The 25,887-nt window shown below is 61.0% G+C and carries 20 protein-coding genes and 1 pseudogene; 4 read left to right on the top strand and 17 right to left on the bottom strand.

Going from position 1 to position 25,887, the window contains the following annotated elements:
• Positions 1 to 22: 22 nt before the first annotated feature.
• The 10 genes from hutH (ACXRVY_RS04090) to hutC form a co-directional block, all read right to left on the bottom strand.
• Complete coding sequence (gene hutH / locus ACXRVY_RS04090; RefSeq protein WP_223457810.1) at positions 23 to 1,555, bottom strand: histidine ammonia-lyase; 1,533 nt, start codon at positions 1,553 to 1,555, stop codon at positions 23 to 25.
• A 113-nt stretch (positions 1,556 to 1,668) separates the two neighbouring features.
• The gene (gene hutH, locus ACXRVY_RS04085) at positions 1,669 to 3,192 is read right to left on the bottom strand and encodes a histidine ammonia-lyase (protein ID WP_223457811.1); all 1,524 of its coding nucleotides are present in this window, start codon (positions 3,190 to 3,192) and stop codon (positions 1,669 to 1,671) included.
• A gap of 164 nt (positions 3,193 to 3,356) precedes the next feature.
• The gene (locus ACXRVY_RS04080) at positions 3,357 to 4,187 is read right to left on the bottom strand and encodes a quaternary amine ABC transporter ATP-binding protein (protein ID WP_007975542.1); all 831 of its coding nucleotides are present in this window, start codon (positions 4,185 to 4,187) and stop codon (positions 3,357 to 3,359) included.
• Positions 4,184 to 5,035: an ABC transporter permease gene (locus ACXRVY_RS04075; RefSeq protein WP_103396924.1), complete on the bottom strand. Its 852-nt coding sequence runs from the start codon at positions 5,033 to 5,035 to the stop codon at positions 4,184 to 4,186. Before ACXRVY_RS04075 ends, ACXRVY_RS04080 begins: the two co-directional genes overlap by 4 nt.
• 70 nt (positions 5,036 to 5,105) lie before the next feature.
• The gene (locus tag ACXRVY_RS04070) at positions 5,106 to 6,074 is read right to left on the bottom strand and encodes an ABC transporter substrate-binding protein (protein ID WP_223457813.1); all 969 of its coding nucleotides are present in this window, start codon (positions 6,072 to 6,074) and stop codon (positions 5,106 to 5,108) included.
• Positions 6,075 to 6,143: 69 nt separating this feature from the next.
• Entirely contained in the window at positions 6,144 to 7,613 is a 1,470-nt protein-coding gene (locus ACXRVY_RS04065) for a purine-cytosine permease family protein (RefSeq protein ID WP_223457815.1), read from the bottom strand.
• Between the two features lie 178 nt (positions 7,614 to 7,791).
• Positions 7,792 to 9,474, bottom strand: coding sequence for a urocanate hydratase (gene hutU, locus ACXRVY_RS04060; protein ID WP_223457817.1), 1,683 nt, complete (start codon positions 9,472 to 9,474; stop codon positions 7,792 to 7,794).
• Between the two features lie 153 nt (positions 9,475 to 9,627).
• A complete protein-coding gene (locus ACXRVY_RS04055) occupies positions 9,628 to 9,849 on the bottom strand; it encodes a hypothetical protein (RefSeq protein WP_458237048.1) in 222 nt (73 codons plus the stop codon).
• A 73-nt stretch (positions 9,850 to 9,922) separates the two neighbouring features.
• Positions 9,923 to 10,492, bottom strand: coding sequence for a HutD/Ves family protein (locus tag ACXRVY_RS04050; protein ID WP_223457819.1), 570 nt, complete (start codon positions 10,490 to 10,492; stop codon positions 9,923 to 9,925).
• A gap of 10 nt (positions 10,493 to 10,502) precedes the next feature.
• Positions 10,503 to 11,213 (bottom strand): histidine utilization repressor, encoded by a 711-nt coding sequence (gene hutC, locus ACXRVY_RS04045; RefSeq protein WP_162135916.1) that lies wholly within the window; start codon positions 11,211 to 11,213, stop codon positions 10,503 to 10,505.
• 146 nt (positions 11,214 to 11,359) lie between these two features.
• On the opposite strand from hutC, the gene ACXRVY_RS04040 reads away from it, so the two are divergent.
• Positions 11,360 to 12,724 carry a formimidoylglutamate deiminase gene (locus ACXRVY_RS04040; RefSeq protein WP_223457821.1) on the top strand — a complete coding sequence of 455 codons (1,365 nt, stop codon included), beginning with the start codon at positions 11,360 to 11,362 and terminating at the stop codon, positions 12,722 to 12,724.
• Positions 12,725 to 12,832: 108 nt separating this feature from the next.
• On the opposite strand, the gene ACXRVY_RS04035 is transcribed toward ACXRVY_RS04040, so the two are convergent.
• Both ACXRVY_RS04035 and ACXRVY_RS04030 read right to left on the bottom strand, forming a co-directional pair.
• Complete coding sequence (locus ACXRVY_RS04035) at positions 12,833 to 13,402, bottom strand: lipocalin family protein (protein WP_223457823.1); 570 nt, start codon at positions 13,400 to 13,402, stop codon at positions 12,833 to 12,835.
• Positions 13,403 to 13,432: 30 nt separating this feature from the next.
• Positions 13,433 to 13,687: a hypothetical protein gene (locus ACXRVY_RS04030; RefSeq protein WP_008018937.1), complete on the bottom strand. Its 255-nt coding sequence runs from the start codon at positions 13,685 to 13,687 to the stop codon at positions 13,433 to 13,435.
• Positions 13,688 to 13,968: 281 nt separating this feature from the next.
• On the opposite strand from ACXRVY_RS04030, the pseudogene ACXRVY_RS04025 reads away from it, so the two are divergent.
• Both ACXRVY_RS04025 and ACXRVY_RS04020 read left to right on the top strand, forming a co-directional pair.
• Positions 13,969 to 15,003, top strand: a pseudogene (locus ACXRVY_RS04025) (HAMP domain-containing protein); the annotation flags it as partial.
• 93 nt (positions 15,004 to 15,096) lie between these two features.
• Positions 15,097 to 15,861 (top strand): methyl-accepting chemotaxis protein, encoded by a 765-nt coding sequence (locus tag ACXRVY_RS04020; RefSeq protein ID WP_411740693.1) that lies wholly within the window; start codon positions 15,097 to 15,099, stop codon positions 15,859 to 15,861.
• 115 nt (positions 15,862 to 15,976) lie between these two features.
• On the opposite strand, the gene ACXRVY_RS04015 is transcribed toward ACXRVY_RS04020, so the two are convergent.
• The 5 genes from ACXRVY_RS04015 to ACXRVY_RS03995 form a co-directional block, all read right to left on the bottom strand.
• A complete protein-coding gene (locus ACXRVY_RS04015; protein ID WP_223457827.1) occupies positions 15,977 to 16,579 on the bottom strand; it encodes a DUF924 family protein in 603 nt (200 codons plus the stop codon).
• 3 nt (positions 16,580 to 16,582) lie between these two features.
• Entirely contained in the window at positions 16,583 to 17,593 is a 1,011-nt protein-coding gene (locus ACXRVY_RS04010) for a class 1 fructose-bisphosphatase (protein WP_108216199.1), read from the bottom strand.
• A gap of 215 nt (positions 17,594 to 17,808) precedes the next feature.
• The gene (locus ACXRVY_RS04005; protein ID WP_458237047.1) at positions 17,809 to 19,182 is read right to left on the bottom strand and encodes a DUF3999 domain-containing protein; all 1,374 of its coding nucleotides are present in this window, start codon (positions 19,180 to 19,182) and stop codon (positions 17,809 to 17,811) included.
• Positions 19,179 to 22,370 carry a DUF2339 domain-containing protein gene (locus tag ACXRVY_RS04000; protein WP_458237046.1) on the bottom strand — a complete coding sequence of 1,064 codons (3,192 nt, stop codon included), beginning with the start codon at positions 22,368 to 22,370 and terminating at the stop codon, positions 19,179 to 19,181. Before ACXRVY_RS04000 ends, ACXRVY_RS04005 begins: the two co-directional genes overlap by 4 nt.
• A 303-nt stretch (positions 22,371 to 22,673) precedes the next feature.
• Positions 22,674 to 25,124 carry a glycogen/starch/alpha-glucan phosphorylase gene (locus ACXRVY_RS03995; RefSeq protein ID WP_458237045.1) on the bottom strand — a complete coding sequence of 817 codons (2,451 nt, stop codon included), beginning with the start codon at positions 25,122 to 25,124 and terminating at the stop codon, positions 22,674 to 22,676.
• Between the two features lie 255 nt (positions 25,125 to 25,379).
• Between ACXRVY_RS03995 and ACXRVY_RS03990 the strand changes: the two genes are divergently transcribed.
• Positions 25,380 to 25,817 carry a YkgJ family cysteine cluster protein gene (locus ACXRVY_RS03990; protein ID WP_108216195.1) on the top strand — a complete coding sequence of 146 codons (438 nt, stop codon included), beginning with the start codon at positions 25,380 to 25,382 and terminating at the stop codon, positions 25,815 to 25,817.
• Positions 25,818 to 25,887: the final 70 nt, after the last annotated feature.

Below are 25,887 nucleotides of genomic sequence, written 5' to 3'. Positions count from 1 at the left end.
GAGCCTGCTCGCGAAGGGGCTATTACAGGCTCGGCAGCAACTTCGTCGTCACCAGTTCGTTCAGGCAACGCGAGGCCAACAATTCAGACGCCGCATTGATGTCCGGCGCGAAGAAGCGGTCTTTCTCATAGAAAGGCACTTCGTTACGCAAAATGCCCCGAGCCTTTTCCAGTTTCGGCGAAGTCTTCAGGCCGTTGCGCAGGTCCAGGCCCTGGACTGCCGCCAGCCATTCCACGGCGAGAATCCCACGGGTGTTCTCGGCCATTTCCCACAGACGCTTGCCAGCCGCCGGAGCCATCGATACGTGGTCTTCCTGGTTGGCGGAAGTCGGCAGGCTGTCCACCGAATGCGGATGGGACAGCGCCTTGTTCTCGCTGGCCAGTGCCGCCGCGGTCACTTGGGCGATCATGAAGCCGGAGTTCACGCCACCGTTGGCCACCAGGAACGGCGGCAGTTGCGACATGTGCTTGTCCATCATCAGTGAGATACGGCGTTCGCTCAGGGAGCCGATTTCAGCGATGGCCAATGCCATGTTGTCAGCGGCCATGGCCACCGGCTCGGCGTGGAAGTTGCCACCGGAGATCACGTCGCCTTCAGCGGCGAACACCAACGGGTTGTCCGACACGGCGTTGGCTTCGATCGCCAGCACTTCAGCCGCTTGACGGAACTGGGTCAGGCACGCGCCCATGACTTGTGGCTGGCAACGCAGGGAGTACGGGTCTTGTACTTTCTCGCAGTTTTCATGGGAGTCGGAGACTTCGCTGCGCTCGCCCAGCAGATCGCGGTACGCGGCGGCGGCGTCGATCTGGCCTTTCTGGCCACGGGCAGCGTGGATGCGTGCGTCGAACGGTGAGCGCGAACCCAGCACCGCTTCAACAGTCAGGCCACCCAGGGCCAAGGCACCAGCGAACAGATCTTCACCTTCGAAAAGGCCACGCAGGGCAAACGCGGTGGAGACTTGAGTGCCGTTGAGCAGCGCCAAACCTTCTTTGGCGGCCAGGGTCAGCGGGGTCAGACCGGCGACTTTCAACGCTTCGGTGGCTTCCATCCACTCGCCTTTGTAGCGCGCCTTGCCTTCGCCCAGCAGCACCAGCGACATGTGCGCCAGAGGCGCCAGGTCACCGGACGCACCGACCGAACCTTTCAGAGGAATGTGCGGGTACACCTCGGCGTTGATCAGGGCGATCAGTGCATCGATCACCACACGACGGATGCCGGAGAAACCACGGCTCAGGCTGTTGACCTTGAGCACCATGATCAGACGCACCAGCTCATCGCTGATCGGCTGGCCGACACCGGCGGCGTGGGACAGTACCAGCGAGCGCTGCAGGTTTTCCAGATCTTCGCTGGCGATGCGGGTCGAGGCCAGCAGGCCGAAACCGGTGTTGATGCCGTAGGCGGTGCGGTTCTCGGCGAGGATCTGTTCCACGCAGGCAACGCTGGCTTCGATCTGGGCCGAGGCGCTGTGGTCGAGGGTCAGTTTCACCGGCTGCTGATAGACGTCACGCAGTTGGGCGAGGGCCAGTTGGCCGGGAATCAGGTTTAGCGCAGTCATTTTGTGCTCCTTTTGAGAGTTGTTGTTAACTCACCAGACGCTCCGGAGATGTCCGTTGTCCGTCGCGTCTGCCTTTTGGGGAGACGCGCCTTGGCACGCTGGTGTTGTTGAAATCAGTTCAGGTTAGGAAAAGCGTTGTGCAGCAAAATCGGGTCTTTCAATACCGCGGCAGCGGCGGCGATGTCCGGTGCCAACCAGCGATCCTGGTCGTAGGGGGCAACGTGCTCACGCAGCAGACGCCAGGCAGCATCGGTGCCTGCGCCAAAGCGTTGTTCTTTGAGGAACTCGAACGCCTGGGCCGCCAGCAAATACTCAATGGCGAGGATCTGCGTGCAGTTTTCCAGCGCGCGGTGCAGCTTCAGCGCGGCGTTGGTGCCCAGGCTCAGGTGATCTTCCTGCAGGCCCGAGGTCACGTAGTTATCCAGCACCGCCGGTTGCGCCAGTTGACGATTCTCCGCGCACAGTGAAGCGGCCACGTATTGCACGATCATCATCCCGGAGTTCACCCCCGGATTGGCCACCAGGAAGGCCGGCAGGCCACTGACATGCGGGTTGATCAAGCGGTCCAGGCGACGCTCGGCGATGGAGCCGATTTCCGCCATGGCAATCGCCAGCAGGTCCGCCGCCATTGCCACGGACTGGCCGTGGGGGTTGGCCTGGGACACCACGCGGTAATTGTCTGCGGTGCCCAGCACCAGCGGGTTGTCGGTGGCGCCGTTGAGTTCGGTTTCGATCTGTTTGGTCGCATGCACCAGTTGATCGCGTGCGGCGCCGTGCACCTGCGGGATCGAGCGGATGCTCAGGGCATCTTGCGTACGAATGCCTTTGCTCTGGGCGATCACTTCGCTGCCGTCGAGCAAGGCTCGCAAGTTGATCCCGACCTTTTGCATGCCCGGGTGCGGCTTGAGCGCGATGATCTCGGCATCGAACGCGTCGATCTGCCCACGCTGGGCTTCGAAGCTCATGGCACCAATCACGTCGGCCCATTCCAGCAGGCGCGTAGCATCGGCAATGGCCAGGCAGCTCAGGCCGGTCATGCACGGTGTGCCGTTGACCAGGCACAAACCGTCCTTGGCGCCGAGCTTGACTGGTTGCAGGCCCTCTTCGGCCAGCGCTTGCTGCGCGGAAACGATCTGACCGCGATAGCTGACATTGCCGACGCCCAGCAGGGCGATGCCGATGTGGGCCATGTGGGTCAGATAGCCCACGGAACCCTGGGACGGCACTTGCGGGGTGATGCCACGGTTGAGCAGCGCCAGCAGTGCTTCGACGACCTGACGGTGCAGACCGGATTTGCCGTGGCTGTAGTTGACGATGGCGGCGCACATGATCGAGCGGGTCTGCTCGTTGCTCAGCGCTGCACCCACGCCGCAAGCGTGGCTGAGCAAGGTGTTGCGCGACAACTGGCTGAGTTGTTCGTCCTGCAGCGAGACGTTGCACAGCGCACCCAAGCCGGTGTTGATGCCGTAGGCACGTTCGCCGCTGGTGACGATGCGCTGGACGATGGCCTGCGCGTTTTCGATGCGCGCCCAGATCGGCGCCGACAGTTCAAGCTGTGCGCCATGACGGGCAACGGCGACCACATCCTGCCAGCTTACCTGCGCTTCGGTGATAACGATTTTTTCAGCCTGGGACATCTTCAACCTCTGCGTACAAACCTGAATATTGATGCAGCTTTTCCGGCCTCATCGCGAGCAAGCTCGCTCCCACAGGTTTTGTGAACACCGGGGACCCACTGTGGGAGCGAGTTTGCTCCGGGCGGCGTTCCGACGATGAGGCCGGCACAGCCGGCACAAACCTTTTAAACCACCGCCGCCCGACGCTGCACAAAGCGGTCGACATATTCATCCGCCGGCGAGTGCAGGATCTCTCTCGGCGTGCCGACCTGGATCAGGCGGCCGTCCTTGAGGATCGCGATGCGGTTGCCGATGCGCACGGCCTCGTCGAGGTCGTGGGTGATGAAAACGATGGTCTTGTGCAGGGTCTTTTGCAGCTCCAGCAACTGGTCTTGCATCTCGGCGCGGATCAGCGGGTCGAGGGCGCTGAACGCTTCGTCCATCAGGATGATGTCGGTGTCTGCCGCCAGGGCACGGGCCAGGCCCACACGCTGACGCATGCCGCCGGAAAGCTGGTGCGGGTATTTGTTTTCGTAGCCCTTGAGGCCCACGGTGTTGATCCAGTGCAGCGCGCGCTCGGCGCACATGGCTTTGCTTTCGCCACGGATTTTCAGGCCGTAGGCGACGTTGTCCAGCACGCTCTTGTGCGGCAACAGACCGAAGCTCTGGAACACCATGCTGATCTTGCGCCGACGAAACTCGCGCAGGGCTTCCATGTCGTATTGCAGGATGTCCACGCCGTCCACCAGGATCGCGCCGCTGGTCGGGTCGATCAGGCGGTTGAAGTGGCGGACCAGGGTCGACTTGCCGGAACCCGACAGGCCCATGATCACGAAGATCTCGCCGCTGCCGATGCTCAGCGACAGGTCGTTCACGCCCACCACGCAGCCGGTTTCGGCCAGCACCTGGTCCTTGGTCTTGCCCTGGCCGACCATGGCCAGCGCGTCCTTGGCACGGTTGCCGAAAATCTTGAAGACGTTTTTGACTTCGATCTTGCTCACGGTTGCGTTGTTCATTTGCTCACCTCATGCCGTGCGCGACCGTACGCCTGTGTAATGCGGTCGATCACCACAGCCAGAATCACGATCGCCAGACCGGCTTCAAGGCCGCGTCCGACGTTGAGGGTCTGAATCCCCACCAGCACGTCTTCACCCAGACCACGGGCACCGATCATCGAGGCGATCACCACCATCGACAGGGCCATCATGGTGGTCTGGTTGATCCCGGCCATGATGCTCGGCAGGGCCAGCGGCAGTTGCACGCCGAACAGTTGCTGCCAGCGGTTGGCACCGAAGGCGTTGATCGCTTCCATCACTTCGCCGTCGACCTGGCGAATGCCCAGATCGGTCAGGCGGATCAGCGGCGGCGCGGCGTAGATCACGGTAGCGAAAATCGCCGGGACCTTGCCCAGGCCGAACAGCATCAGCACCGGAATCAGGTACACGAAGCTCGGCATGGTCTGCATGATGTCCAGCAACGGCATCAGCACCGAACGCAGGCGGTTGCTGCGCGCCGAGAGAATGCCCAGCGGAATGCCGATCAACACCGAAATGATCGTCGCCACCATCATTAGCGCCAGAGTCTGCATCAGCTTGTCCCAGAGGCCGACCGCACCCACCAGGAACAGCAAGCCGACAATGACGGCGGTGGTCACGACCTTGCGGGTCGCGTGCCAGGCCACACCGGCCACGATCGCCAGCATCAGCCACCAGGGCGCCGCACGCAGCAGGCTTTCGAGATTGACGATGGCCCACAACAGGGTGTCGGAGATGTGCCGGAACACGTCGCCGTAGTTGGTGACCAGCGAATCGACCCAACCGTTGACCCAGTCGGCGATGGAAAAGGTAAAGCTTTCGGGAAACATAAGAGACTCTCAATCAAGGGGTTGCGATCAAGCTTCCGGCTGCCGCTTTTGGCAGCCGGAGAGGCCCAACCTACAAGGCCGCGTCGATTTTCTTGGCTGCGTCTTCGCTCACCCATGCGTGCCAGACTTCAGGATGTTCCTTCAGGAAGATCTTGGCCAGTTTTGGTGATTCGATCCGCTCTTTGGTCATGCGCCCCAGGTTCTGGTTCAGCAGGTCGATTGGCACGTTGACCTTTTCCAGCACGGCTACCAGTTCTGGTGCTTCGTCGTGGAAAGTCTTGGACAGACCGACCTTGATATCCACGGTCTTGTTCACGCCTGGCTTCTCTTCGAGTTTCACCACATCAACCTGACCCATCAGCGGCGTTGGCGACCAGTAGTAGAACAGGATCGGCTCGCCACGCTTGTAGCTCGACAGCACGGCGGCATCCAGCGCCGGGCCGGTGCCTGGGCGGAAGTTGGTGTAGGTGCTTTCCAGGCCGTAGCTTTTCAGCATTTCGCTGTTGTCCAGCTCACAGGTCCAGCCGGCCGGGCAGTTGTAGAAACGGCCCTTGGATGGCTCTTCGGCGTCCTTGAAGATCGCCGAGTATTTGCCCAGGTCAGCAATGTGTTTCAAGTCCGGGGCCTTGGCTTCCAGCTTGCGCTTGGCGTCGCCTTCGATCACGTAGCGCGGTACGTACCAGCCTTCGACGGCACCCACCACTGGCGCGCCGACACCGACGACCTTGCCGGCCTTCTCAGCCTTGTTCCAGACTTCGCTGCGGCCGACCCACTCTTCGGCAAACACCTGGATGTCGTTGCTGCTCAGGGCGTTTTCCATGGTGATGGAGTTGCCCGGCAGGCTGTCGGTCTTGCAGTCGTAGCCTTTCTCCAGCACGACCTGCAGCACGTCGGTCAGGAGCATGGCGCTTTCCCAGTTCAGGCCGGCGAATTTCACAGGTTTCCCCGACTCGCACCAACCCGCCGCCTGAGTGGCGCCGGCGCTGGCCAGCAGGCCCATGGAAAGCAATGTGGTCAGCAGGGTCTTGTTCGATTTCATTGTTGTGACGCTCCTAATCATGAGTTGGCTTACGGCAGTCAAGAGGCATCCAGCCCTGTCCACGTCCAATCAGGCCTGCGCCGCAGCGCGACCCACATTCAGCTTTTGTTCGGTGATCGCGCCCTGCTCGACCGGCAGGATCAAACGATCAGGCACTGTGCCGTGCCATTTTTTTGCACACAGGTAATACAGGGCTGCGGGAAGCAGCAGACCGATGATCCAGGAAATATCCACATCACCCAGGGCCGCCACCAGCGGACCGGTATAGAACTTGGTGGAGATGAACGGCAGTTGCACCAGCACACCGAACACATAGACGCTGATACCGAGAAGGTTCCAACGACCGTAGCGACCATTCGGATCGGCCAGCGCCGGTACGTCATAGCGCTCGCGAGTGATGCAGTAGTAGTCCACCAGGTTGATCGCGCTCCAAGGTGTAAAGAACGCCAGCAGGAAAAGGATGAAGGACTTGAACGCACCGAGGAACGAGTGCTGACCGAGCAACGCCATGAGGGTCGCAGCCCCGACGATGACCAGCACGAACACCAGACGCTGCAAGCGCGTTACCTTCAGGTCACCCCGGAAACCGCTGATGATGGTCGCAATGCACATGAAGCTGCCGTAGGAGTTCAGCGTGGAGATGGTGACCTTGCCGAACGCGATGCTGAAGTACAGCAGCGCAGCGGTGGCACCGGTACCACCCAGACCAACGATGTAGGCCACTTCGTGGCCGGCGTATTGCCCGTTGGCCGAAGCGGCAGCGAACACGCCGAGGACCATCGCCACCTGTGCACCAATGACCGAACCTGCGCCAGCGGCGAAAAAGGTTTTTACCGAAGAAATCTTGCTCGGCAGGTAGCGAGAATAGTCAGCCACATAAGGGCCGAAGGCGATCTGCCAGGACGCTGCGAGCGACACCGCGAGCAAGAAACTGCTCCAGCTGAAGTGGCGGATTTGCAACAGTGCGCCAATGTCAACCTGGCTCATCAGACGACTGAACAGATAAACAAAGGCAATCACGCCAATGACACTGGCAACACGGCCGATCCAATGGATCACCCGATAGCCGAGCACCGTAACCAACACGATGACACTGGCGAAAAGGAGGATACCGACGGTGTCGCTGACGCCAAACAACTGGCCCAGCGCCTGGCCGGATAACACGGTTCCCGTTGCGGTGAAACCCAGGTACATCAAGCAGACCAGCACGATCGGGATGGCCGCGCCGTACACGCCGAACTGTACCCGACTGGAAATCATCTGTGGAAGGCCAAGCTTGGGGCCTTGCGCCGCATGCAGCGCCATCACGCCGCCACCCAGTAATTGACCGATCAACAGACCGATCAATGACCAGAACACATCACCGCCAAGCACCACCGCCAAGGCACCGGTGACAATCGCGGTGATTTGCAGGTTGGCACCCATCCACAGGGTGAACTGGCTCAACAGACGACCGTGTCTTTCCGCTTCCGGGATGTAGTCGATCGAGCGCTTCTCGATCAACGGTTTACTGCCTGCACGTTCGCTGTTAACAGCCATGGTTCAACCTCTGTGGATTGTTCTGGGAATTCACGGTGAAACTGCTTGTGGGCTTTGCTTTCTGTGGGAGCGAGCTTGCTCGCGATTGAGATCTGCCAGTCAGCACAGATGTTGAATGTGCCGGCCTCATCGCGAGCAAGCTCGCTCCCACAGGTAAAGCGGTACCACAGGTTCTGTGTTACTTGCCGGTAATCATCGGCAGGTTCAGCCCTTGTTCCTTGGCGCAGTCGATGGCGATCTGGTAACCGGCATCGGCGTGACGCATGACGCCGGTCGCCGGGTCGTTGTGCAGCACGCGAGCGATACGCTCGGCCGCTTCGTCAGTACCGTCGCAGACAATCACCATGCCCGAGTGCTGGGAGAAGCCCATGCCGACGCCGCCGCCGTGGTGCAGGGACACCCAGGTCGCGCCGCTCGCGGTGTTGAGCAAGGCGTTGAGCAGTGGCCAGTCGGACACGGCGTCGGAACCATCCTGCATCGATTCGGTTTCGCGGTTCGGGCTCGATACCGAACCGGAGTCCAGGTGGTCGCGACCGATCACGATCGGCGCGGACAACTCGCCGCTGCGGACCATTTCGTTGAACGCCAGACCCAGCTTGGCGCGCAGGCCCAGGCCAACCCAGCAGATACGTGCCGGCAGACCCTGGAAGCTGATGCGCTCGCGAGCCATGTCCAGCCAGTTATGCAGGTGGGCGTCGTCCGGGATCAGTTCTTTGACCTTGGCGTCGGTCTTGTAGATGTCTTCGGCGTTGCCCGACAGCGCAGCCCAGCGGAACGGGCCGATACCGCGGCAGAACAGCGGACGGATGTAGGCCGGTACGAAGCCAGGGAAGTCGAATGCGTTTTCCACGCCTTCTTCTTGTGCCATCTGGCGGATGTTGTTGCCGTAGTCGAAGGTCGGCACGCCCATTTTCTGGAAGTCCAGCATCGCTTTAACGTGAACGGCCATCGATTGCTTGGCGGCCTTGATCACAGCGGCAGGCTCGGTCTTGGCGCGAGCGCGGTACTGGTCCCAGGTCCAGCCGGCCGGCAGGTAGCCGTTGAGCGGATCGTGGGCGCTGGTCTGGTCGGTGACCATGTCCGGTCGCACGCCGCGCTTGACCAGTTCCGGCAGGATTTCTGCCGCGTTGCCCAGCAGGGCGATGGAGATCGCTTTGCCTTCGGCGGTGTATTTGGCGATGCGGGCCAGCGCGTCGTCGAGGTCAGTGGCTTGCTCGTCGACATAGCGGCTTTTCAGACGGAAATCGATGCTGACCTGCTGGCATTCGATGTTCAGCGAGCAAGCGCCAGCCAGGGTTGCGGCCAGAGGCTGAGCGCCGCCCATGCCACCGAGGCCAGCGGTCAGGACCCAACGACCTTTCAGGTCATCGTTGTAGTGCTGGCGACCGGCTTCGACGAAGGTTTCGTAGGTGCCCTGGACGATGCCCTGGCTGCCGATGTAGATCCAGCTGCCAGCGGTCATCTGGCCGTACATGGCCAGGCCTTTGGCGTCCAGTTCGTTGAAGTGTTCCCAGCTCGCCCAGTGTGGAACCAGGTTGGAGTTGGCAATCAGTACGCGCGGGGCGTTGGCGTGGGTCTTGAACACGCCGACCGGCTTGCCGGATTGCACCAGCAGGGTCTCGTCGTCGTTCAGGTTGGTCAGGCTTTCAACGATCTTGTCGTAGCATTCCCAGTTACGTGCAGCGCGACCGATACCACCGTAAACCACCAGTTCTTTAGGGTTCTCGGCGACTTCCGGGTCGAGGTTGTTCATCAGCATGCGCAGCGGCGCTTCCGTCAGCCAGCTCTTGGCGGTCAGCTTGTTACCGCGTGCAGCACGGATTTCAACGTCACGAAACTTAGTGGGTTTAATGTCAGTCACGAAAAAGACTCCTCAGCAATCAATCCAAACCAACCCAGGCAGTGGGCGAGCAAGCCAATGGGCATCAATGCACACCGGCGAATCAGTGGACGATGGTTGAGTCCTCGTGACTCATACACATACGTCTTTACTTGTACATACAAGCATATGCAATCAAGCGGCCAACTTGTTGGATGAGCATTCAAGAAAAATCCTGAAACGGCTGGAGAGCGCCTGGGACAAGGGTTCTGGCGTAGATGAAATTTTTTCGGGAGGATTTTTGTGGCGATGGGATTTTGTTACTTGAGCGTGGTTTTGCGCCACGCTGGGGCGTTCGGTAACAAAGTGGTGCGCGATGGGGAACGGATTTGAAGTGGCAAAAAGCATCGCGGGCAAGCCCGCTCCCACAGGATCTTCGCAGGACCTGTAGGAGCGGGCTTGCCCGCGATTGTGTCGCTTGAGTTTTGGGTCAGTGCGCGGACAGCTCAATCACACAGCATGGCCCGTTGACGGAGACTTCCAGCAGGCCAGTGTTACCGTCCAGTTGCAGGCAATCATGCCGGCCCAGTTGCGAAGTGTTGTTACCGACCTTCACTTCCAGTGCTTCGCTGATGCTGAACACCAACACCGTGCCCGCCGAACTGAAGAACCGCTGCTCGCCACTCAACCACTGCAACCGCGCAGCGTAACGCTGCGGTGCGTAAATCAGGTTGAAATCGCGAATCGGACCGCCGAGCAATGTGCAGGACACCTTGCTTTCACCGCTGAAGGCAAACGGATCCAGCGGTAACAGTGGCCGAGCGTCCTGACCATCCACCGTCAGGGTCATACCGTCGCCCTGTAAAACGGTGATCACCCGCTCATAACCGGCGAAGGTGGAAAAACCACCCGACTCGCCAATGTCGGCAATCGACAGGCGCCAACCAAAGCCATCCAGGCCAGTGCCGGCATCACGGGTGATTTCTTCAGTGCTGCCGCCGCCGTTTTTCCACGGCATGCGCGGGTAATCCTTGGCGCGTAAAACCTTCAACTGATTCATTTATGGCTCTCTATTTATGGAACCGACCTTCCAGACGATGACGGGAACCGGGGTGGATCAAGCGAGCGGCGGTCACTGGCTGACGACCGGACCAGGTGCGGCGACGAATCAGCAGGCACGGCTCGCCCTTTTCAATCTGCAGCAATTTGCATTCGGACGGCTCGGCCAGGATCGCCTCGACCACGTGCTCGCCCTCGGTCAGCGGCGCGACCTGGTTCAGATAGGCATAGGGCGTTTGCAGGGTGAAGTCCTGCTTGAGGTAGTCCGGTGCCACCAGCGCATTGACGAAACGGTCTTCGATTTGCACCGGAATATCGTTTTCGAAATGCACGATCAGCGAGTGGAACACCTTCTGTCCTTCGCGCATGTCCAGGGCCAGGGCGCGCTCGGAGCCGGCGGCCTCTTCTTCAAGGGTGATGACCTTGCAGGTGTGGCGATGACCGCGGGAGGCAATTTCATCGGCGATGTTGTGCACTTCGAACAGTGCGGACTGGCTTTTCGGCTCGGCGACGAACGTACCGACGCCTTGCATGCGCACCAGCAGGCCATCGGCGGTCATCTCGCGCAGGGCGCGGTTGATGGTCATGCGGCTGAAGCCCAACTGGCTGACCAGTTCACTTTCCGACGGCACGCGGTAGTGCGGCGGCCAGTTTCCACTGTCAATTTGCTGGGTGATCATTTGTTTGACGCGGGCGTACAAGGGCGCCGGACTGTCGCCCATGTTCGCGGCCAACGGAGAGACTGGAGGCGGAGTCGGCACGGTTAATCCTTGGTTATTTGAATGATGTCGCTAGCTTGCCGGAGTTTACCGGGCAGGCAAACGTCTGTATATGTATATACAAATAACACACGATAGGGTGATGAACCATGTCCGCCTTCTTTGCCGAACGCGCGCTGCTGCCTAGTGGATGGGCCAACAATGTACGTCTTGAGGTCAGCGCCGACGGCGTATTGACCCATATCCAGGCCGATTCCAAGGCAGATGGCGCCGAGCGGCTGAGCGGTCCGCTGCTGCCTGGCATGCCGAACCTGCACTCCCACGCCTTCCAGCGGGCCATGGCCGGGTTGGCGGAAGTGGCGGGCAATCCGAACGACAGTTTCTGGACCTGGCGCGATCTGATGTATCGCCTCGTCGGAAAAATCAGCCCGGAACAACTCGGCGTCATCGCCCGCCAGCTGTATATCGAAATGCTCAAGGCCGGTTACACCTCGGTCGCGGAATTTCACTACGTGCATCACGACATCAATGGTCAGCCTTATGCGGACCCGGCCGAACTGGCCCTGCGCATCAGCCAGGCCGCCAGCTCCGCCGGTATCGGCTTGACCCTGCTGCCGGTGCTCTACAGCCATTCAGGCTTCGGTGGCCAAGCGCCGAACGACGGTCAGCGTCGCTTTATCAACAGCACTGAAAACTACCTCAAGCTGCAATCGCGCCTGCAACCGGTGCTGGCGCAGCAACCGGCGCAGTCGCTCGGCTTGTGTTTCCACTCGCTGCGCGCGGTCACGCCGCAGCAGATCAGCGAAGTACTGGCGGCCAGCGACAAGCAATGCCCGGTACACATCCACATCGCCGAGCAGCAGAAAGAAGTCGACGACTGCCTGACCTGGAGCGGTCGTCGCCCGCTGCAATGGCTGTACGAAAACATCGACGTCGATCAGCGCTGGTGCCTGGTTCATGCGACCCACGCCAACCCGGAAGAAGTCACGTCGATGGCCAGGAGTCGCGCTATCGCCGGCCTGTGCCTGACCACCGAAGCCAACCTCGGCGACGGGATTTTCCCGGCGGTGGATTTCCTCGCCCAAGGCGGGCGCATGGGCATCGGTTCCGACAGTCATGTGTCATTGAGCGTGGTGGAAGAATTGCGCTGGCTGGAATACGGCCAGCGTCTGCGCGACCAGCGGCGTAATCGTCTGTATGGCGCGGATCAGCCAATGGTCGGCCGCACGTTGTTCGATGCCGCGCTGGATGGCGGCGCCCAGGCGCTGGGCCAGCCGATTGGCGCGCTGGAGGTCGGCAAGCGTGCCGACTGGCTGGTGCTCGATGGCAACGATCCGTATCTGGCGACAGCCAATGGTGACGGAATTCTCAACCGCTGGCTGTTTGCCGGCGGTGATCGCCAGGTGCGGGATGTGCTGGTGAACGGCCAGTGGGTGGTGCGTGACGGGCGGCATGCCGGGGAAGAAGAAAGCAGCCGTGCCTTCACTCAGGTACTGCGCGATCTTCTGAACTAATGCAAAAAAACCTGTAGGAGCGAGCCTGCTCGCGATGGTGTGTCAGTCGACATCATTGTGTCTGATACTCCATCGCGAGCAGGCTCGCTCCTACAGGGTCATGCGTTGTTAGTTCGAGGTCTCGGCCATCTGCTCTTCCGACGCCCGCCAGATCAGCCGCGTGGTGTCGTAACCCTGCTGACGCGCCTTGCTCAGCAGCTCCTCACGCACCACACCGTTCACGGTCGGCGAGCGCGACAACAGCCACAAATACTTCCGGCTCGGATCACCGACAATGGCGGTCTTGTAGTCATCGCTGACGTACAGCACCCAGTATTCGCCCTTCGCCGTACCCGGGATCAGCCTGGAGAACCAGGTATCGAACTCGATCCACAGCTTGTCGCCCTTGCCGGGCTCCTGTGGATAAGCCGTGCCCTTGACCTCTTCCCATTGCCACTGTGCCGTCAGGCAGCGATTCAACACCGCGACGTTGCCGTCGGGTTTGAGCGTGTAATGGGCTTCGGATTGCGCGCAGTCGCGCTGGAAGTACATCGGCATACGAGCCAGCTCGTACCAGGTGCCCTGGTAGCGCTTGAGGTTGACGCTTTTGACCGTCTTGGGAGCCAATGGATCCTGGACAGACGTGGCACAGCCGGCCAATACCAGGCCGGCAAAAAGGATGATCAATAACCGCTTCATTATTTTTCTCCCGCGGGCAAACGCCCCGGTTTACTTCAGGCCTTGGCCGGAAAACATCAGCACTTTGTCACCGGCGAACTGCACGCTGATAAAGCTGTTCTTGTCGCCCCAGGTGCAACTGGACATGCCGAGCGCGCCTGAACAATCGGCGGGCTTGCCCAACAGGGTCTCCACATCGGCTTTCGCCATGCCGGACGAGAGCTTAGAGTAGTTTTCCTGATTGACTTTGCTGCAGGCAGCCAGCAACACGCAAAACGAAAGCAGGGCGATGGAACGCAGCGACATGGTGAAACTCCGGGGGGCGTAGGGATTGGCATGGCTGCCAAGCTGAAGCTTAGAAGAGAAAACCCCTGTGAGGTTCCGTACCCGGCAGGCTATTTATCGGGCCACTCGTCTACCTTTTGCCGAAAATCAATCACTTTCCTTGTTCATCGAGCATTTCGTCGTTTTTCAGCAAATCCGCCTAATCTTTGGCGCCGATCAGTCGACATACATGCAACGCAAAGCCAAGTCGGTGGTATTTGCACCCCCCTTTTGTAGACCTGACCCTCTGCGGTAGCTCATCCATGACCAGAAACATGAAGTTCAGCCACAAGATCTTGTTGGCTGCCGCCCTCGTGGTGGCCGTCGCATTCGCTTGTTTCATCCTGTTCAACGACTATCGCCAGCGCGAAACCTTGCGCAACAGTACCGAAGCCTCGATGCAGGAACTCGGCAGCCTGACCACCAGCAACATCCAGACCTGGCTGGAAAGCCGCATGCAATTGCTGCTGTCGATGGCCCAACAGATCACCGCCGATGGCAATGCTCCCGCCAGCCTGAAACGGATCATCGACCTGCCCGCCTACACCGGCAACTTCCAGCTGAGTTACTTCGGTGGCGCCGACGGGGTGATGTTCTCGGTCCCGGCGGGCAACCGCGCGGCGGACTACGACCCACGTGTCCGTGGCTGGTACAAGGCGGCCAATAGCGCACAACAGACCATTGTCACCGAACCGTACATTGCCGCGTCTTCCGGCAAACTGGTGATCACCGTGGCCACCCCGGTGCAGCACCAAGGCCAGATGATCGGCGTCGCCGGCGCCGACATCGACCTGTCCAGCGTCAGCGCAATCATCAATTCGCTGAACTTCGGCGGTCACGGTCATGCGTTCATCGTCGGTGCCGATGGCAAGATCCTGGTTCACCCGGACAGCAAGCTGGTGCTCAAGAACCTGACCGAGGCCTATCCGAGCGACACCCCCAAAGTCAGCCCGGGCATGAAAGAAGTCGAGATCGACGGCAAGCGCCAGTTCATCTCCTTCACCCACGTCAACGGCGTGCCATCGGCGAACTGGTACGTGGCACTGGTGCTTGACCAGGAAACGGCGTTCTCGATGCTCAGCGAATTCCGCACCTCGGCGATCATCGCCATGGTGATTGCCGTGGTGATCATCATTGTGCTGCTGGGCATGCTGATCAGCCTGCTGATGCAGCCGCTGTTGACCATGGGCCGCGCCATGCACGACATCGCCGAAGGTGAAGGTGACCTGACCAAACGCCTGACCATTCACGGCCACGACGAATTCGGCGCGCTGGGACTGTCGTTCAACCGCTTCGTCGAACGCATTCATACCTCGATCATCGAAGTGTCCTCGGCCACCGGCCAGGTCAACGAAGTGGCGCTGCGTGTAGTGGCCGCGTCGAATTCGTCGATGTTCAACTCCGACCAGCAAGCCTCGCGCACCAGCAGCGTGGCCGCGGCGATCAACCAGCTCGGTGCCGCCGCCCAGGAAATCGCCCAGAACGCCGCCCTCGCCTCGCAACATTCCAGCGATGCCCGCAGCCTGGCCGAAGACGGCCAGCAGGTGGTGGATAAAACCATCGCAGCGATGCAGCAGCTGTCGGCCAAGATCAGCGACTCTTGCGGCAACATCGAAACCCTCAACAGCAACACGGTCAACATCGGGCAGATTCTGGAAGTGATCACCAGCATCTCCCAGCAGACCAACTTGCTGGCACTGAACGCAGCCATTGAAGCAGCACGTGCCGGTGAGGCCGGGCGTGGTTTCGCGGTGGTGGCCGATGAGGTGCGCAACCTCGCTCACCGCACCCAGGACTCGGCGCAGCAGGTGCAGACGATGATCGAAGAGCTGCAGGTCGGCGCCCGGGCAGCGGTGGGCATCATGACCGACAGCCAGCGCCAGAGCGAAAGCAGCGTCGGCATCGCCAATCAGGCAGGCGAACGCCTGGGCAGCGTGACCCAGCGCATCGGCGAGATCGATGGCATGAACCAGTCGGTCGCCGCCGCCACTGAAGAACAGACGGCTGTGGTGGAGTCGATCAACGTCGACATCACCGAGATCAACACGCTGAACCAGGAAGGTGTGGAGAACCTGCAGTCGACCTTGCGTGCGTGTGCCGATCTTGAGCAGCAGGCGGCGCGGTTGAAGCAGTTGGTGGGTAGCTTCAGGATCTAAGACCTTCACCGGCCTCATCGCGAGCAAGCTCGCTCCCACAGGGATCTTTGTCGCACCGGAGATCTACTGTGGGAGCGAGCTTGCTCGCGATGACGGATTCAGCAACAGCGCAAAATTAGAACCTTGACCCAGGCTTTGAGAGAAACGCCAACTCCTCAGCCGTAGACTCCCTTCCCAACACCGCATTGCGATGCGGAAACCGCCCAAAATGCGCAATCACCCTCTGATGCCGCTCGGCGTAATCCAGGTAATCGGCAAACAACGCTCGGTCACCTTCAGGCTGCTGCGCCACCAATTCGATATAGCGCGAGACGCCTTCGTTCTGCACCGCGAGGTCTTCGCTGTGCTCGAACACCAGGTAGATGAACACCCGCTGAATCGGCCGCAACTGCCGATCGAAATCCGCGGCAATGCCTTGGGCTACCAGCATCTGCGCCCGGAGATCGCCTGCAAAGGCTTTGGGAATATCGCGAAAGATCATTCGCGGGATTTGATCGAGCAACAGCACCAGGGCCAGCCAACCTTCGGGATGTTGCATCCACTCGGTCAATCCGCCGGCCAGTGCCTGCTCGGTCCAGTCCCCGAAACGCTCGCGCGCTTCGAGGTCCTGGCTGTCGCGCTTGCCGAACCACAACTTGCCCTTCTGCGCCGCCACTTCCCTCGCTGATTCGGAGCTTCCGAACCACCAGTCAAGCAACGGCTGCCAGGGCGCGGTCATGATTTATTCCTTGTGGTAAGCCGTGACGCGGGCAACTTCTTCTTTCGAACCGAGGAACACCGCAACACGCTGGTGCAGGCCTTCCGGCTGGATGTCGAGGATGCGCTGGTGGCCGTCGGTGGACGCACCGCCCGCCTGTTCCACCAGGAACGACATCGGGTTGGCTTCGTACATCAGGCGCAGTTTGCCCGGCTTGGAAGGCTCGCGGCTGTCGCGTGGGTACATGAACAAACCGCCGCGGGTCAGGATGCGGTGCACGTCGGCCACCATCGCAGCGACCCAGCGCATGTTGTAGTTCTTTTTCAACGGACCGGTCTCACCTGCCAGCAATTCGCCGACGTAGCGCTGTACCGGAGCTTCCCAGTGACGCTGGTTGGACGCGTTGATGGCGAATTCCTGGGTGGTTTCAGGAATGGTGATGTCTTCGTGGGTCAGCACGAAGCTGCCCATTTCACGGTCCAGGGTGAAACCCTTCACACCGTGGCCCAAGGTCAGGATCAGCATGGTCTGTGGGCCGTAGATCGCGTAACCGGCGGCTACCTGCTGGGTGCCTGGCTGCAGGAAGGCCTTTTCATTCAAAGGTTCGTTCTGGCTCAGGTATTCGTTCGGGCAACGCAGTACCGAGAAGATGGTTCCGACTGGCGCGTTGATGTCGATGTTCGACGAACCGTCCAGCGGGTCGAATACCAGCAGGTACGCACCTTTCGGGTATTTGCCCGGGATCTGGTAGGCGTTGTCCATTTCTTCGGACGCCATGCCGGCCAGGTGACCGCCCCATTCGTTGGCTTCGAGCAGGATTTCGTTGGAGATCACGTCGAGCTTCTTCTGCACTTCGCCCTGGACGTTTTCAGTGCCCATGCTGCCCAGTACGCCACCCAGGGCGCCTTTGGACACGGCGTGGCTGATCTCCTTGCAGGCACGCGCCACCACTTCGATCAGGAAGCGCAGATCGGCAGGAGTGTTGTTGCTGCGGGTCTGCTCAATCAAATAGCGACTCAAGGTAACGCGGGACATGGAAGGCTCCGGAGGAATGGGGGGGCTAAAAACCCGCGCAGTTTAGCGCGAGTCGGGGCGCATTTCCTCCTATCAGACGTGATCGGCCGAAGAGAGTTCATGCGCGGGGATGAGCGTAGTTGGAAAAGGGCTGGATGTGAGCCGTGAATGGGGGGCGAATTCGATATTTTTGGTGTCAGTTCCGACTTGCCCGCGATCTGGCGCGAAGCGCCAGCCTAGGGTCTTGCCGATGGCTTACGCAGCAAACTGAACGCCATCGCCGCCAGGAACAAGACACTGAGCAACAACACCGCCCACAAGCCGAACTTCTTCCACTGGGTGTCCGTCGTCGCCAGCGTTTTSTCTGTCGATGCATTCGAGACCACCGCCCCGACATCCACCATGGCCCGGCCCAGGGTCGCGAGCTTCGCCGGGCTGTAATCCGGAATCAGCGTCGACAGCGGCAAGTTCGCCGCCTTCGCCGTCGCATTCCCCACGACCAGCGTGTAAGGCCCAGGCCCGCGCGCCAGGAACACCAGTTGCGTGGCGCGCACGGCAAACTTCAGCGTCGGTGCCTGATCACCCAGGCCGCCGCCGCGCTCGTCCACGGTCAGTTTCAATTGCTGGACGATTTGCCCTGACAGCTGCAATTCGTTTTGCACCACGTCCTCACCGTTCTGGGTCAAACGATAGAGCAAACCGCTGCTCAACGGCTGCCATGGCAGGCTGCTGTCGCGCCGACCGGCCAGGCTCACCGGCGCCAGACTGTTGGGCTGGCTCAGCTCGACCTGCACTCGCTCGACATTCAGCCCCATCGGCAACTGCCAGGTGTATTCACCCGCCTTCGTGCTGCTGCCGGTCAACGCCTGGGACCAGACCAACGGCAGCGGCAGGCTGCGGGTACTGGCGCTTTGCAGTTGCGCCGAAGTCAGGGTCGGTGCCGAATGCGGAGTGATCCACAGCAACCGCAAGTAGCGCGCCGACTGGCCCGGCAGGCCGATTTCATGCTGCTCGACCCGCTCGTCGGAAAAGGTCAGGCGCGCCACCTGCCCTTCGCCCCAGAACTGCCAATGCTGTAAATCGTCACTGGCTTCGACGGTGAAACGCTGGAAGCCGTCGCGCTCGCTGGTCCAGTCGAGAATCAACTGCTGCAACGGCGCCTTGATCGCGGAAGCGTCGAGCAACCAGCCGCGCAACTCCTCCTCACCCGCCTCCAGCTGACTGGAGGGCTGCACCTCGACCAAGGTGCCGTTGGCGCTCGATTGCACCCGCACGCCCGGCGCGGCTTCAGTGGTGTCCACCGAGCTGTACAACGGAAACCATTTCACCTCGCTCAAGGTGCGCGCTTCACTGCTCTGCGCCGACTGCCGGGCCAGGGCATAAGCCTGAACATCACCGACAGCGTTGAACACCCGCAGATCCCTCAGGTCGGCCTGGCGTGCATTCAGTTGTACGTTCAGGGGCAGTTCAAGGCGGTACCAAGGGCCTTCGCCCGTCACCGACAGGGGTACTTGGGTGGTGAAGTCCGCCGGTTTTTCCAGGGCAACCGCCGACAACACCACGCCCATGGCAACAGCGCCCAGCCAACCCAGGTTCAGCTTCTGACTCAAGATGACACTCCTTCGGATTCCGCGAGCGGTTTCCCGGTATCCGACACAGCGTCGGCGCGCTTGGGCGGCARCGGGGCGAAATAGCCCACCACCAGCAGCAACACGCCGACACCGATAAACGACACGATCCGCGCCAGCCCGCCGCGATTGCTCAATTCGACAAAAAACAGCTTGGCCACGACCACCCCGATCAAGGCGGCGCCAATCAGCCAGATTTCGCGGCGGCGACGCAAATGGCCGCCGATCATCAGGCTCAGGGCCATCAGGGTCCAGACGATGGACAGGCCGGCTTGCACCCGCATCGACGCCAGCAACAGATCCAGCTCGAACGGTACCCCGCTCCAATGGTGCGCGGTGCGCATCACCAATGCAGTAAAGAACACGAACAGCGAGGCGCCGGCGACCCCTTGCGTGGCGTTCGCGGCGTAATCCTTGCGGACCGCCAGTTGTGTCATGGCGCTGCGGGACCAGAMATAGACGCCGAACAACGCAAACAACAGGCCCAGCTCCAGCGGGTTGATCAATGGCACGTAGGGCAGTGGCTCAGCGTTGCCGTCACTGGCGACATTCGCCAGCCAGAACCAGCCGAGCATCAGCAACGCCAGCGGCGCGGCGGCGTATACACGGTATTCCCTCGAATACGCCGACACCGGCCAAGGCCACGCACGAGGTGCCGCCATCGACACCAGATACAGACTTGGCAGAATCGCCCAACCCAACCAGCGCCAGGCGTTGTATTGCTCGGACAACACCAGCAAGCCGTAACGCAGTTGCAAAGCCAGCACCCCCATCAACAGCCAACAGCCGAGCACATGGGCGACACTCAGCACGCGCGCCGGCAGCATGGGTGCCAGGCGTCGCAGGGACATGAAATGCACGACGAACACGGCAGCCCATGCCAGCCAGCCGAAGTTGGCCGCCGGGTGATAACGCGAGTGCCAGGCCGCTAGCAGCACCAGCGCTGCAGCAGGTACCAACACCGTGCAGAGCACGCCCAGTGACGGCCAACTCAGGCGCAGCGCCAACGCTGCCCACAGCGCGACACTCACGGCAGCGATGCTCAACAATAAAGACGCCTGCATCGGCAGCGACGCGAAATGCAGCACCTCGATGACCCAGGCCAGCGCCCACCAGCCTGCGCCCCACACCAGCAACGCCTGGGACAACCGCAACAAACTCAACCCTTTCAACGCTCCACGCACATGACCCTTTTGCAAACGCCAGGCCCCGACCAACGCGGCCAGCCCCAGCACCAGCGGTGCCCAGAACCCGCCATGGGCCAGGGGTCGCAGACCGTCACTGAACAGCGGTCCTGTCACCAGGAACAGCGCGCCACCCAACAGTTGCACAGCAAGCGCGGTGAACACGAACGTGCGCGATGGCAGGCGCAAGCCAACCGACAATGTCAGCACCCCGGCCAAGGCCCAACCGATCACCGTGCCGTGGCTGAAGAAAAACAGCGGTGCCAGCAAATAGAGAAACGCCAGGCCGAGGCACGCCAGGACTGGCAGGCCTATCAGCTCCCAAGGCCTGATCTGTTCCGGCAAGGCTTTGCGTAACTGGTAGAAGCTGAACAGCAATGCGACGCCCAGTAACAGCGCGCCTAGCGGTACACCGCCGAGCAGGCTGCTCTCGCTGCTGTGCAACTCGCTGAGAAACACCAGCGCCGCCCCCAGTTGCAGGAGCAAGGCAAAGGCCCGGGCCACGGGCCTTTGCTGACGCAAACCGAGCCAGAAGATCCCTGCGCCTTCCACCGCCCACGCCGCCGTCGTCCAGCGCGCATCGAGCCCCAGCGGAATCGCCAGGCTGGCGAAGATCACGCCCAGGGCCAGGCAGGTTTCCCCCAGCAACAGCGGGCGCCCGGCCATCAGCCAACGGGCGAGCCCCATGTAAATCATGCCCAGCATCAACGCACTGAACGCCGCCGCGAATTCAAGATGCTGCACCAGTGCGAACTGCAAGCCGAAACCCACCAGCGGCGGGCCGAACAGCAGCGTGCCGTCGACATAGTCACCCTTGCGCGCCGACCACTGCAGCAGCGCTTCGCGATTGCCCTCTGCCGGTGCATCGCTCATCTGCATCAGCTTGCGCCGGGCGTACAACAGACCGATGGCCAGGTACATCAGGAAAAACACAATCAGGAACGGCTCGGTGCTCCACAGCAACTCCGGAGAGTAGGAGCGCAGGCCCCAGGCGAAACCGATGCCGAAGGTGCCGGTGAATCCGATGACATTCAACAGCCGCCAGGCCTTGAACCAGGCGATGGCGAGGATGCCGGCGTTGAGCAGGGAAAAGTAACTGAACAGCGCGACGTGGCTGCCGGCGCCGGTGGAGGCCAGGATGGGCGCGGCGAAGCCACCCAGTGCGGCAGCGGCAGCCAGCCCCAGGGAGTCCTGGGTAATGGCGAGAATCGCCGAACAGATCGTCACCGCCACCAGCAGGCCAAACGCCGCCGAGGGATCGAGCAACGGATGCAGGCGCATCGCGGCAAATACTGTCAGGTACAACACGGCGATCCCGGTGCCCTGCAAGATCAACGCGTAACTGCTGTTGCGGGCTCTCAACCACCAACCCAATCCAAGCAACCCCAAGGCTGCCGCCGCAACGCCTGCGTAGCGCAACTCAAGCGGCACCACCACGCCTTCGGTGGCATAGCGCAGCAGAAAGGCCAAGCCGAGGAACAGCAGCACCACGCCGACCCGCAATACGGTATTGCCGCCGAACAACCAGGCGCGGGCGCGACTGATGGCGCGGACGATGAGATTCGGGCCACGCGGGGAGACCGGTGGTTGTGCTTCGCGAGCAGTCGGCCCGGGTTTCCAGGCATCGGCGATTTCGCTGGCCGCTGCGGGGATTGGCTCGAGTTCGGGCGGCAGTTCCCAGATCAACTCCGGGGCGTTAGCGGGTACTTCATCAAGGCGGGTTTCAGGTGAGACAAGCGGTTCACGGGTTTGCGGCGCCTTGACGCCCGATGCTTCAAGCAGTGCCAGCCGTTGCTCGACCGCTTGCAGCGCTACTTGCGCCTGTTCCAGCAGTCGCTGCTGCTCGACTGCCCGAAGGTCCAAGCGAGCCATGCGAACGGCCTGGCCGATACCCAATCCGAGTAATCCGCCCAGCAGTGCATCACTGAATGACTCGTCGAGTATCCAGCCGAGCACCAGTCCGATCAGCATGAACATCCATTGCATGGTCGATATCCCTAAGCAGCCCCGTCGTGGGGCAAGTCCAAGCGGTACAGCGTCTGATCAGTCTAGTGTGAAAACACCACAAACCCTGGGGGAGCAGCCGGTCGACGCTCGATTGCTCGCGATGAGGCCATAGCATTCAGCACTGATGTTGAATGTAAGTCCGCTATCGCGAGCAAGCTCGCTCCCACAAAGGATTGTGGCGCGTTCCAAATCTGGCTGATCCCTGCCGCCCGGTAATCCGTCACCTAGTATATCGATCCAGCCCGGCGACAACCGGGCCTTGCTCGCAGTTCTGGCTGAAAACTACTCCAGCGCCTTCCAGATCTCCGTGGCGTATTCGCGAATGGTTCGGTCCGACGAGAACCAGCCCATCCGCGCCGTGTTCAACACCGCCGAACGCCACCACTGGTTCGAATCGTGCCAATGGGCTTCGACGCGCATCTGTGCGTTCCAGTACGAGTCGAAGTCGGCGCAGACCAGGAAGCGGTCGTAATCCACCAACGAGTCGATCAGACTGGTGTAACGGGACGGATCATCCGGCGAGAACACGCCGCTGCGAATAGCTTGCAGCACATCGTTGAGACGATGGGAGGCGGCGATATCCGGCGTCGCATTGAACTCATGGTTCTGTTTGCGCGCCTCGACCTGCTGTGCGCTGAGACCAAAGATGAACATGTGCTCGGTGCCGATGCGTTCGCTCATTTCCACGTTGGCGCCGTCCAGGGTGCCAATGGTCAGCGCGCCGTTCAGGCCGAATTTCATGTTGCTGGTGCCCGAAGCTTCGAAACCGGCGGTGGAGATCTGCTCGGACAAATCCGCCGCCGGGATGATGCTCTCCGCCAGGCTGACGTTGTAGTTGGGCAGGAACACCACTTTGAGCAAACCACGCACGGTGGGATCGTTGTTCACCACCCGGGCGATATCGTTGGTCAGTTTGATGATCAGTTTGGCCTGGTGATAACTCGCGGCGGCCTTGCCGGCGAAGATTTTCACCCGTGGTACCCAGTCGATTTCCGGTTCCGCGCGGATCGCCTGGTACAACGCCACGGTGTGCATCAGGTTGAGCAACTGGCGTTTGTATTCGTGGATTCGCTTGACCTGCACGTCGAACATCGCCGCCGGGTTGACCGCGACGCCCAGCCGCTCATGAATCAGGTACGCCAGGGCTTTCTTGCTGTGCAGGCGTTGCTCGGCAAACGCCTTGCGGAATGCATTTCTCTCGGCGAACGGTTCGAGGGCGAGCAAACGCTCTTCCGGGTTATCCAGCACTTTAGGCCCGAGGGCATCGACCAGCATCGAGGTCAGCTCGGGGTTGGCTTGATACAACCAGCGGCGGAAGGTAATGCCATTGGTCTTGTTGTTGATTCGCTCCGGGTACAGTTTGTGCAGTTCAGAGAACACCGTTTGTCGCATCAGTTGCGTGTGCAAACCGGACACACCGTTGATGCTGTGGGAACCGAGAAACGCCAGGTTGCCCATGCGCACCCGACGACCGTTGTCCTCCTCGATCAGCGACACCGCACGCAGCACATCGAAATCGTGGATGCCCTTGGCTCGCAGGGAGTCGATGTGCTGGGCGTTGATCAGGTAGATGATCTGCATGTGCCGCGGCAACATGCGTTCCATCAGGCCGACCGGCCAGGTTTCCAGCGCTTCGGGCAGCAATGTGTGATTGGTGTAGGAGAGCGTATCGACGGTGACCTGCCACGCCGCATCCCATGCCACGTCATACACGTCGACCAGTTGTCGCATCAGTTCAGCTACGGCAATCGAGGGGTGAGTGTCGTTGAGCTGGATCGAAGCGTGATCGCCCAGGGTAAGCACCGAGGTGTGCATGTTGCGATGGCGGCGCAGCAAGTCCTGCAGGGACGCCGCGACGAAGAAGTATTCCTGGCGCAGGCGCAGTTCCTGGCCGGCCTCGGTGCTGTCCGCCGGGTACAACACGCGGGAGATACTTTCGGCCCGGGCCACTTCGGCCACGGCGCCCAGGTGGTCACCGGCGTTGAAACGCTCCAGGTGCAGATCTTCCATGGCCCGGGCGCGCCACAGGCGCAGCGTGTTGACGCTCGCCCCACGCCAGCCGACCACCGGCGTGTCGTAGGCAATGGCCCGCACGGTTTCCGCCGGGTGCYAGACTTGCCTGGACTTGCCGTTTTCATCGGCCACGGTTTCGACGCTGCCRCCAAAGCCGATCGGGTACACCACCTCCGGCCGCTCGAACTCCCACGGGTTACCGAAATCCAGCCAGTGTTCGGTCTGCTCCTGCTGCCAGCCATCGACAATCGCCTGGCGGAACAACCCGTGCTCATAGCGGATGCCGTAGCCATGACCAGCGATGCCGAGGGTCGACATGCTTTCCAGGAAACACGCCGCCAGACGCCCGAGGCCGCCGTTGCCCAGGGCCGCATCGGGTTCCAGCAGACGGATGCGCTCAAGGTCGACGCCGAGTTCGGTCAGGGCTTCGCGGGCCACGTCGAGCAGGCCGAGGTTGCTCAGGCTGTCGAACAGCAGCCGACCGATGAGAAATTCCAGGGAGAGGTAATAAACACGCTTCTGACCTTTGCGGTAGATCTGCCGCGTATGGTCCATCCAGTGCTCGACCATGTGGTCCCGCGCGGCCAGGGCAATGGCTTCGAACCAGTCATGGTCGAAGGCGTGATCCGGGTCTTTACCCACTGCATAAGTGAGTTTGGTCAAGACGGCGTCGCGGAATGCGGCCACCTCTGCTTCGCGAACAAGTGGTTCTTGAGTCATCGATAGGACCTCGAGCGAGCTTGAAGTTGTCTGAGCCTAGACGGTCTGACAGGCAGTAGAGGCTCTGGTTCGGCAGTTTTTCCTGTGAGTGCGAATCGGGTCGGCAATACATTGTCGTGTACCTGATTCAATGCAGGGGGCGTGCCGGATTAGCGGTTTATTGGCCGGCAGTGAAAAAATCTGGCGAAAGGTTGTTCAAAAATCCACCAGTCCCGGTATTATCGCGCGCCCTGATGCACACGCTGGTAACAAACGATGATGAAGCCGAACCTGATCGCTGCCGCAGAGATCGACCGCCTCGATACCTGGGCCAAGTACTCTGCCCCGATGTGCGGCTCGTGCATGTCCAGCTGCTGCACCCTGCCCGTCGAGGTCAAGATCAAGGATCTGATCCGCATCGGCGTGGTCGATGAGTTCGAGCTGGGCGATCCGCCGAAGAACATCGCCAAACGCCTGCAAAAGGAAGGCTTGGTCGAGCGCTTCAACCAGAAGTCAGGAATCTTCACCCTCCAGCGCATGAGCAACAACGATTGCCTGTACCTGGATCGTAAGAGCCGTCTGTGCACTATTTATGAAAAGCGCCCGGATACCTGCCGCAACCACCCGAAAATCGGCCCGCGGCCGGGGTATTGTGCGTACAAGCCCAAGGAAGTGGAGCGCGAGCGGAGTTCGCGGAGTATCGAGCGGTTCTGACACCCCTGGAATTTGCGGCGCTGGTACTGGCCTCATCGCGAGCAAGCTCGCTCCCACAGGGGTTCTGTGG

It is taken from the genome of Pseudomonas sp. P5_A2_2 (genome assembly GCF_054177685.1).
Note: the sequence above shows the minus strand (reverse complement) of the source record. Positions and strands in the feature narration are given on the sequence as shown.

Excerpts from the sequence above, each read along its gene's own strand:
- hutH (WP_223457810.1), bottom strand. The coding sequence starts at position 1,555 with ATGACTGCGCTAAACCTGATTCCCGGCCAACTGGCCCTCGCCCAACTG.
- hutH (WP_223457811.1), bottom strand. The coding sequence starts at position 3,192 with ATGTCCCAGGCTGAAAAAATCGTTATCACCGAAGCGCAGGTAAGCTGG.
- ACXRVY_RS04080 (WP_007975542.1), bottom strand. The coding sequence starts at position 4,187 with ATGAACAACGCAACCGTGAGCAAGATCGAAGTCAAAAACGTCTTCAAG.
- ACXRVY_RS04075 (WP_103396924.1), bottom strand. The coding sequence starts at position 5,035 with ATGTTTCCCGAAAGCTTTACCTTTTCCATCGCCGACTGGGTCAACGGT.
- ACXRVY_RS04070 (WP_223457813.1), bottom strand. The coding sequence starts at position 6,074 with ATGAAATCGAACAAGACCCTGCTGACCACATTGCTTTCCATGGGCCTG.
- ACXRVY_RS04065 (WP_223457815.1), bottom strand. The coding sequence starts at position 7,613 with ATGGCTGTTAACAGCGAACGTGCAGGCAGTAAACCGTTGATCGAGAAG.
- ACXRVY_RS04050 (WP_223457819.1), bottom strand. The coding sequence starts at position 10,492 with ATGAATCAGTTGAAGGTTTTACGCGCCAAGGATTACCCGCGCATGCCG.
- hutC (WP_162135916.1), bottom strand. The coding sequence starts at position 11,213 with ATGGGCGACAGTCCGGCGCCCTTGTACGCCCGCGTCAAACAAATGATC.
- ACXRVY_RS04040 (WP_223457821.1), top strand. The coding sequence starts at position 11,360 with ATGTCCGCCTTCTTTGCCGAACGCGCGCTGCTGCCTAGTGGATGGGCC.
- ACXRVY_RS04035 (WP_223457823.1), bottom strand. The coding sequence starts at position 13,402 with ATGAAGCGGTTATTGATCATCCTTTTTGCCGGCCTGGTATTGGCCGGC.
- ACXRVY_RS04030 (WP_008018937.1), bottom strand. The coding sequence starts at position 13,687 with ATGTCGCTGCGTTCCATCGCCCTGCTTTCGTTTTGCGTGTTGCTGGCT.
- ACXRVY_RS04020 (WP_411740693.1), top strand. The coding sequence starts at position 15,097 with ATGTTCAACTCCGACCAGCAAGCCTCGCGCACCAGCAGCGTGGCCGCG.
- ACXRVY_RS04015 (WP_223457827.1), bottom strand. The coding sequence starts at position 16,579 with ATGACCGCGCCCTGGCAGCCGTTGCTTGACTGGTGGTTCGGAAGCTCC.
- ACXRVY_RS04010 (WP_108216199.1), bottom strand. The coding sequence starts at position 17,593 with ATGTCCCGCGTTACCTTGAGTCGCTATTTGATTGAGCAGACCCGCAGC.
- ACXRVY_RS03990 (WP_108216195.1), top strand. The coding sequence starts at position 25,380 with ATGATGAAGCCGAACCTGATCGCTGCCGCAGAGATCGACCGCCTCGAT.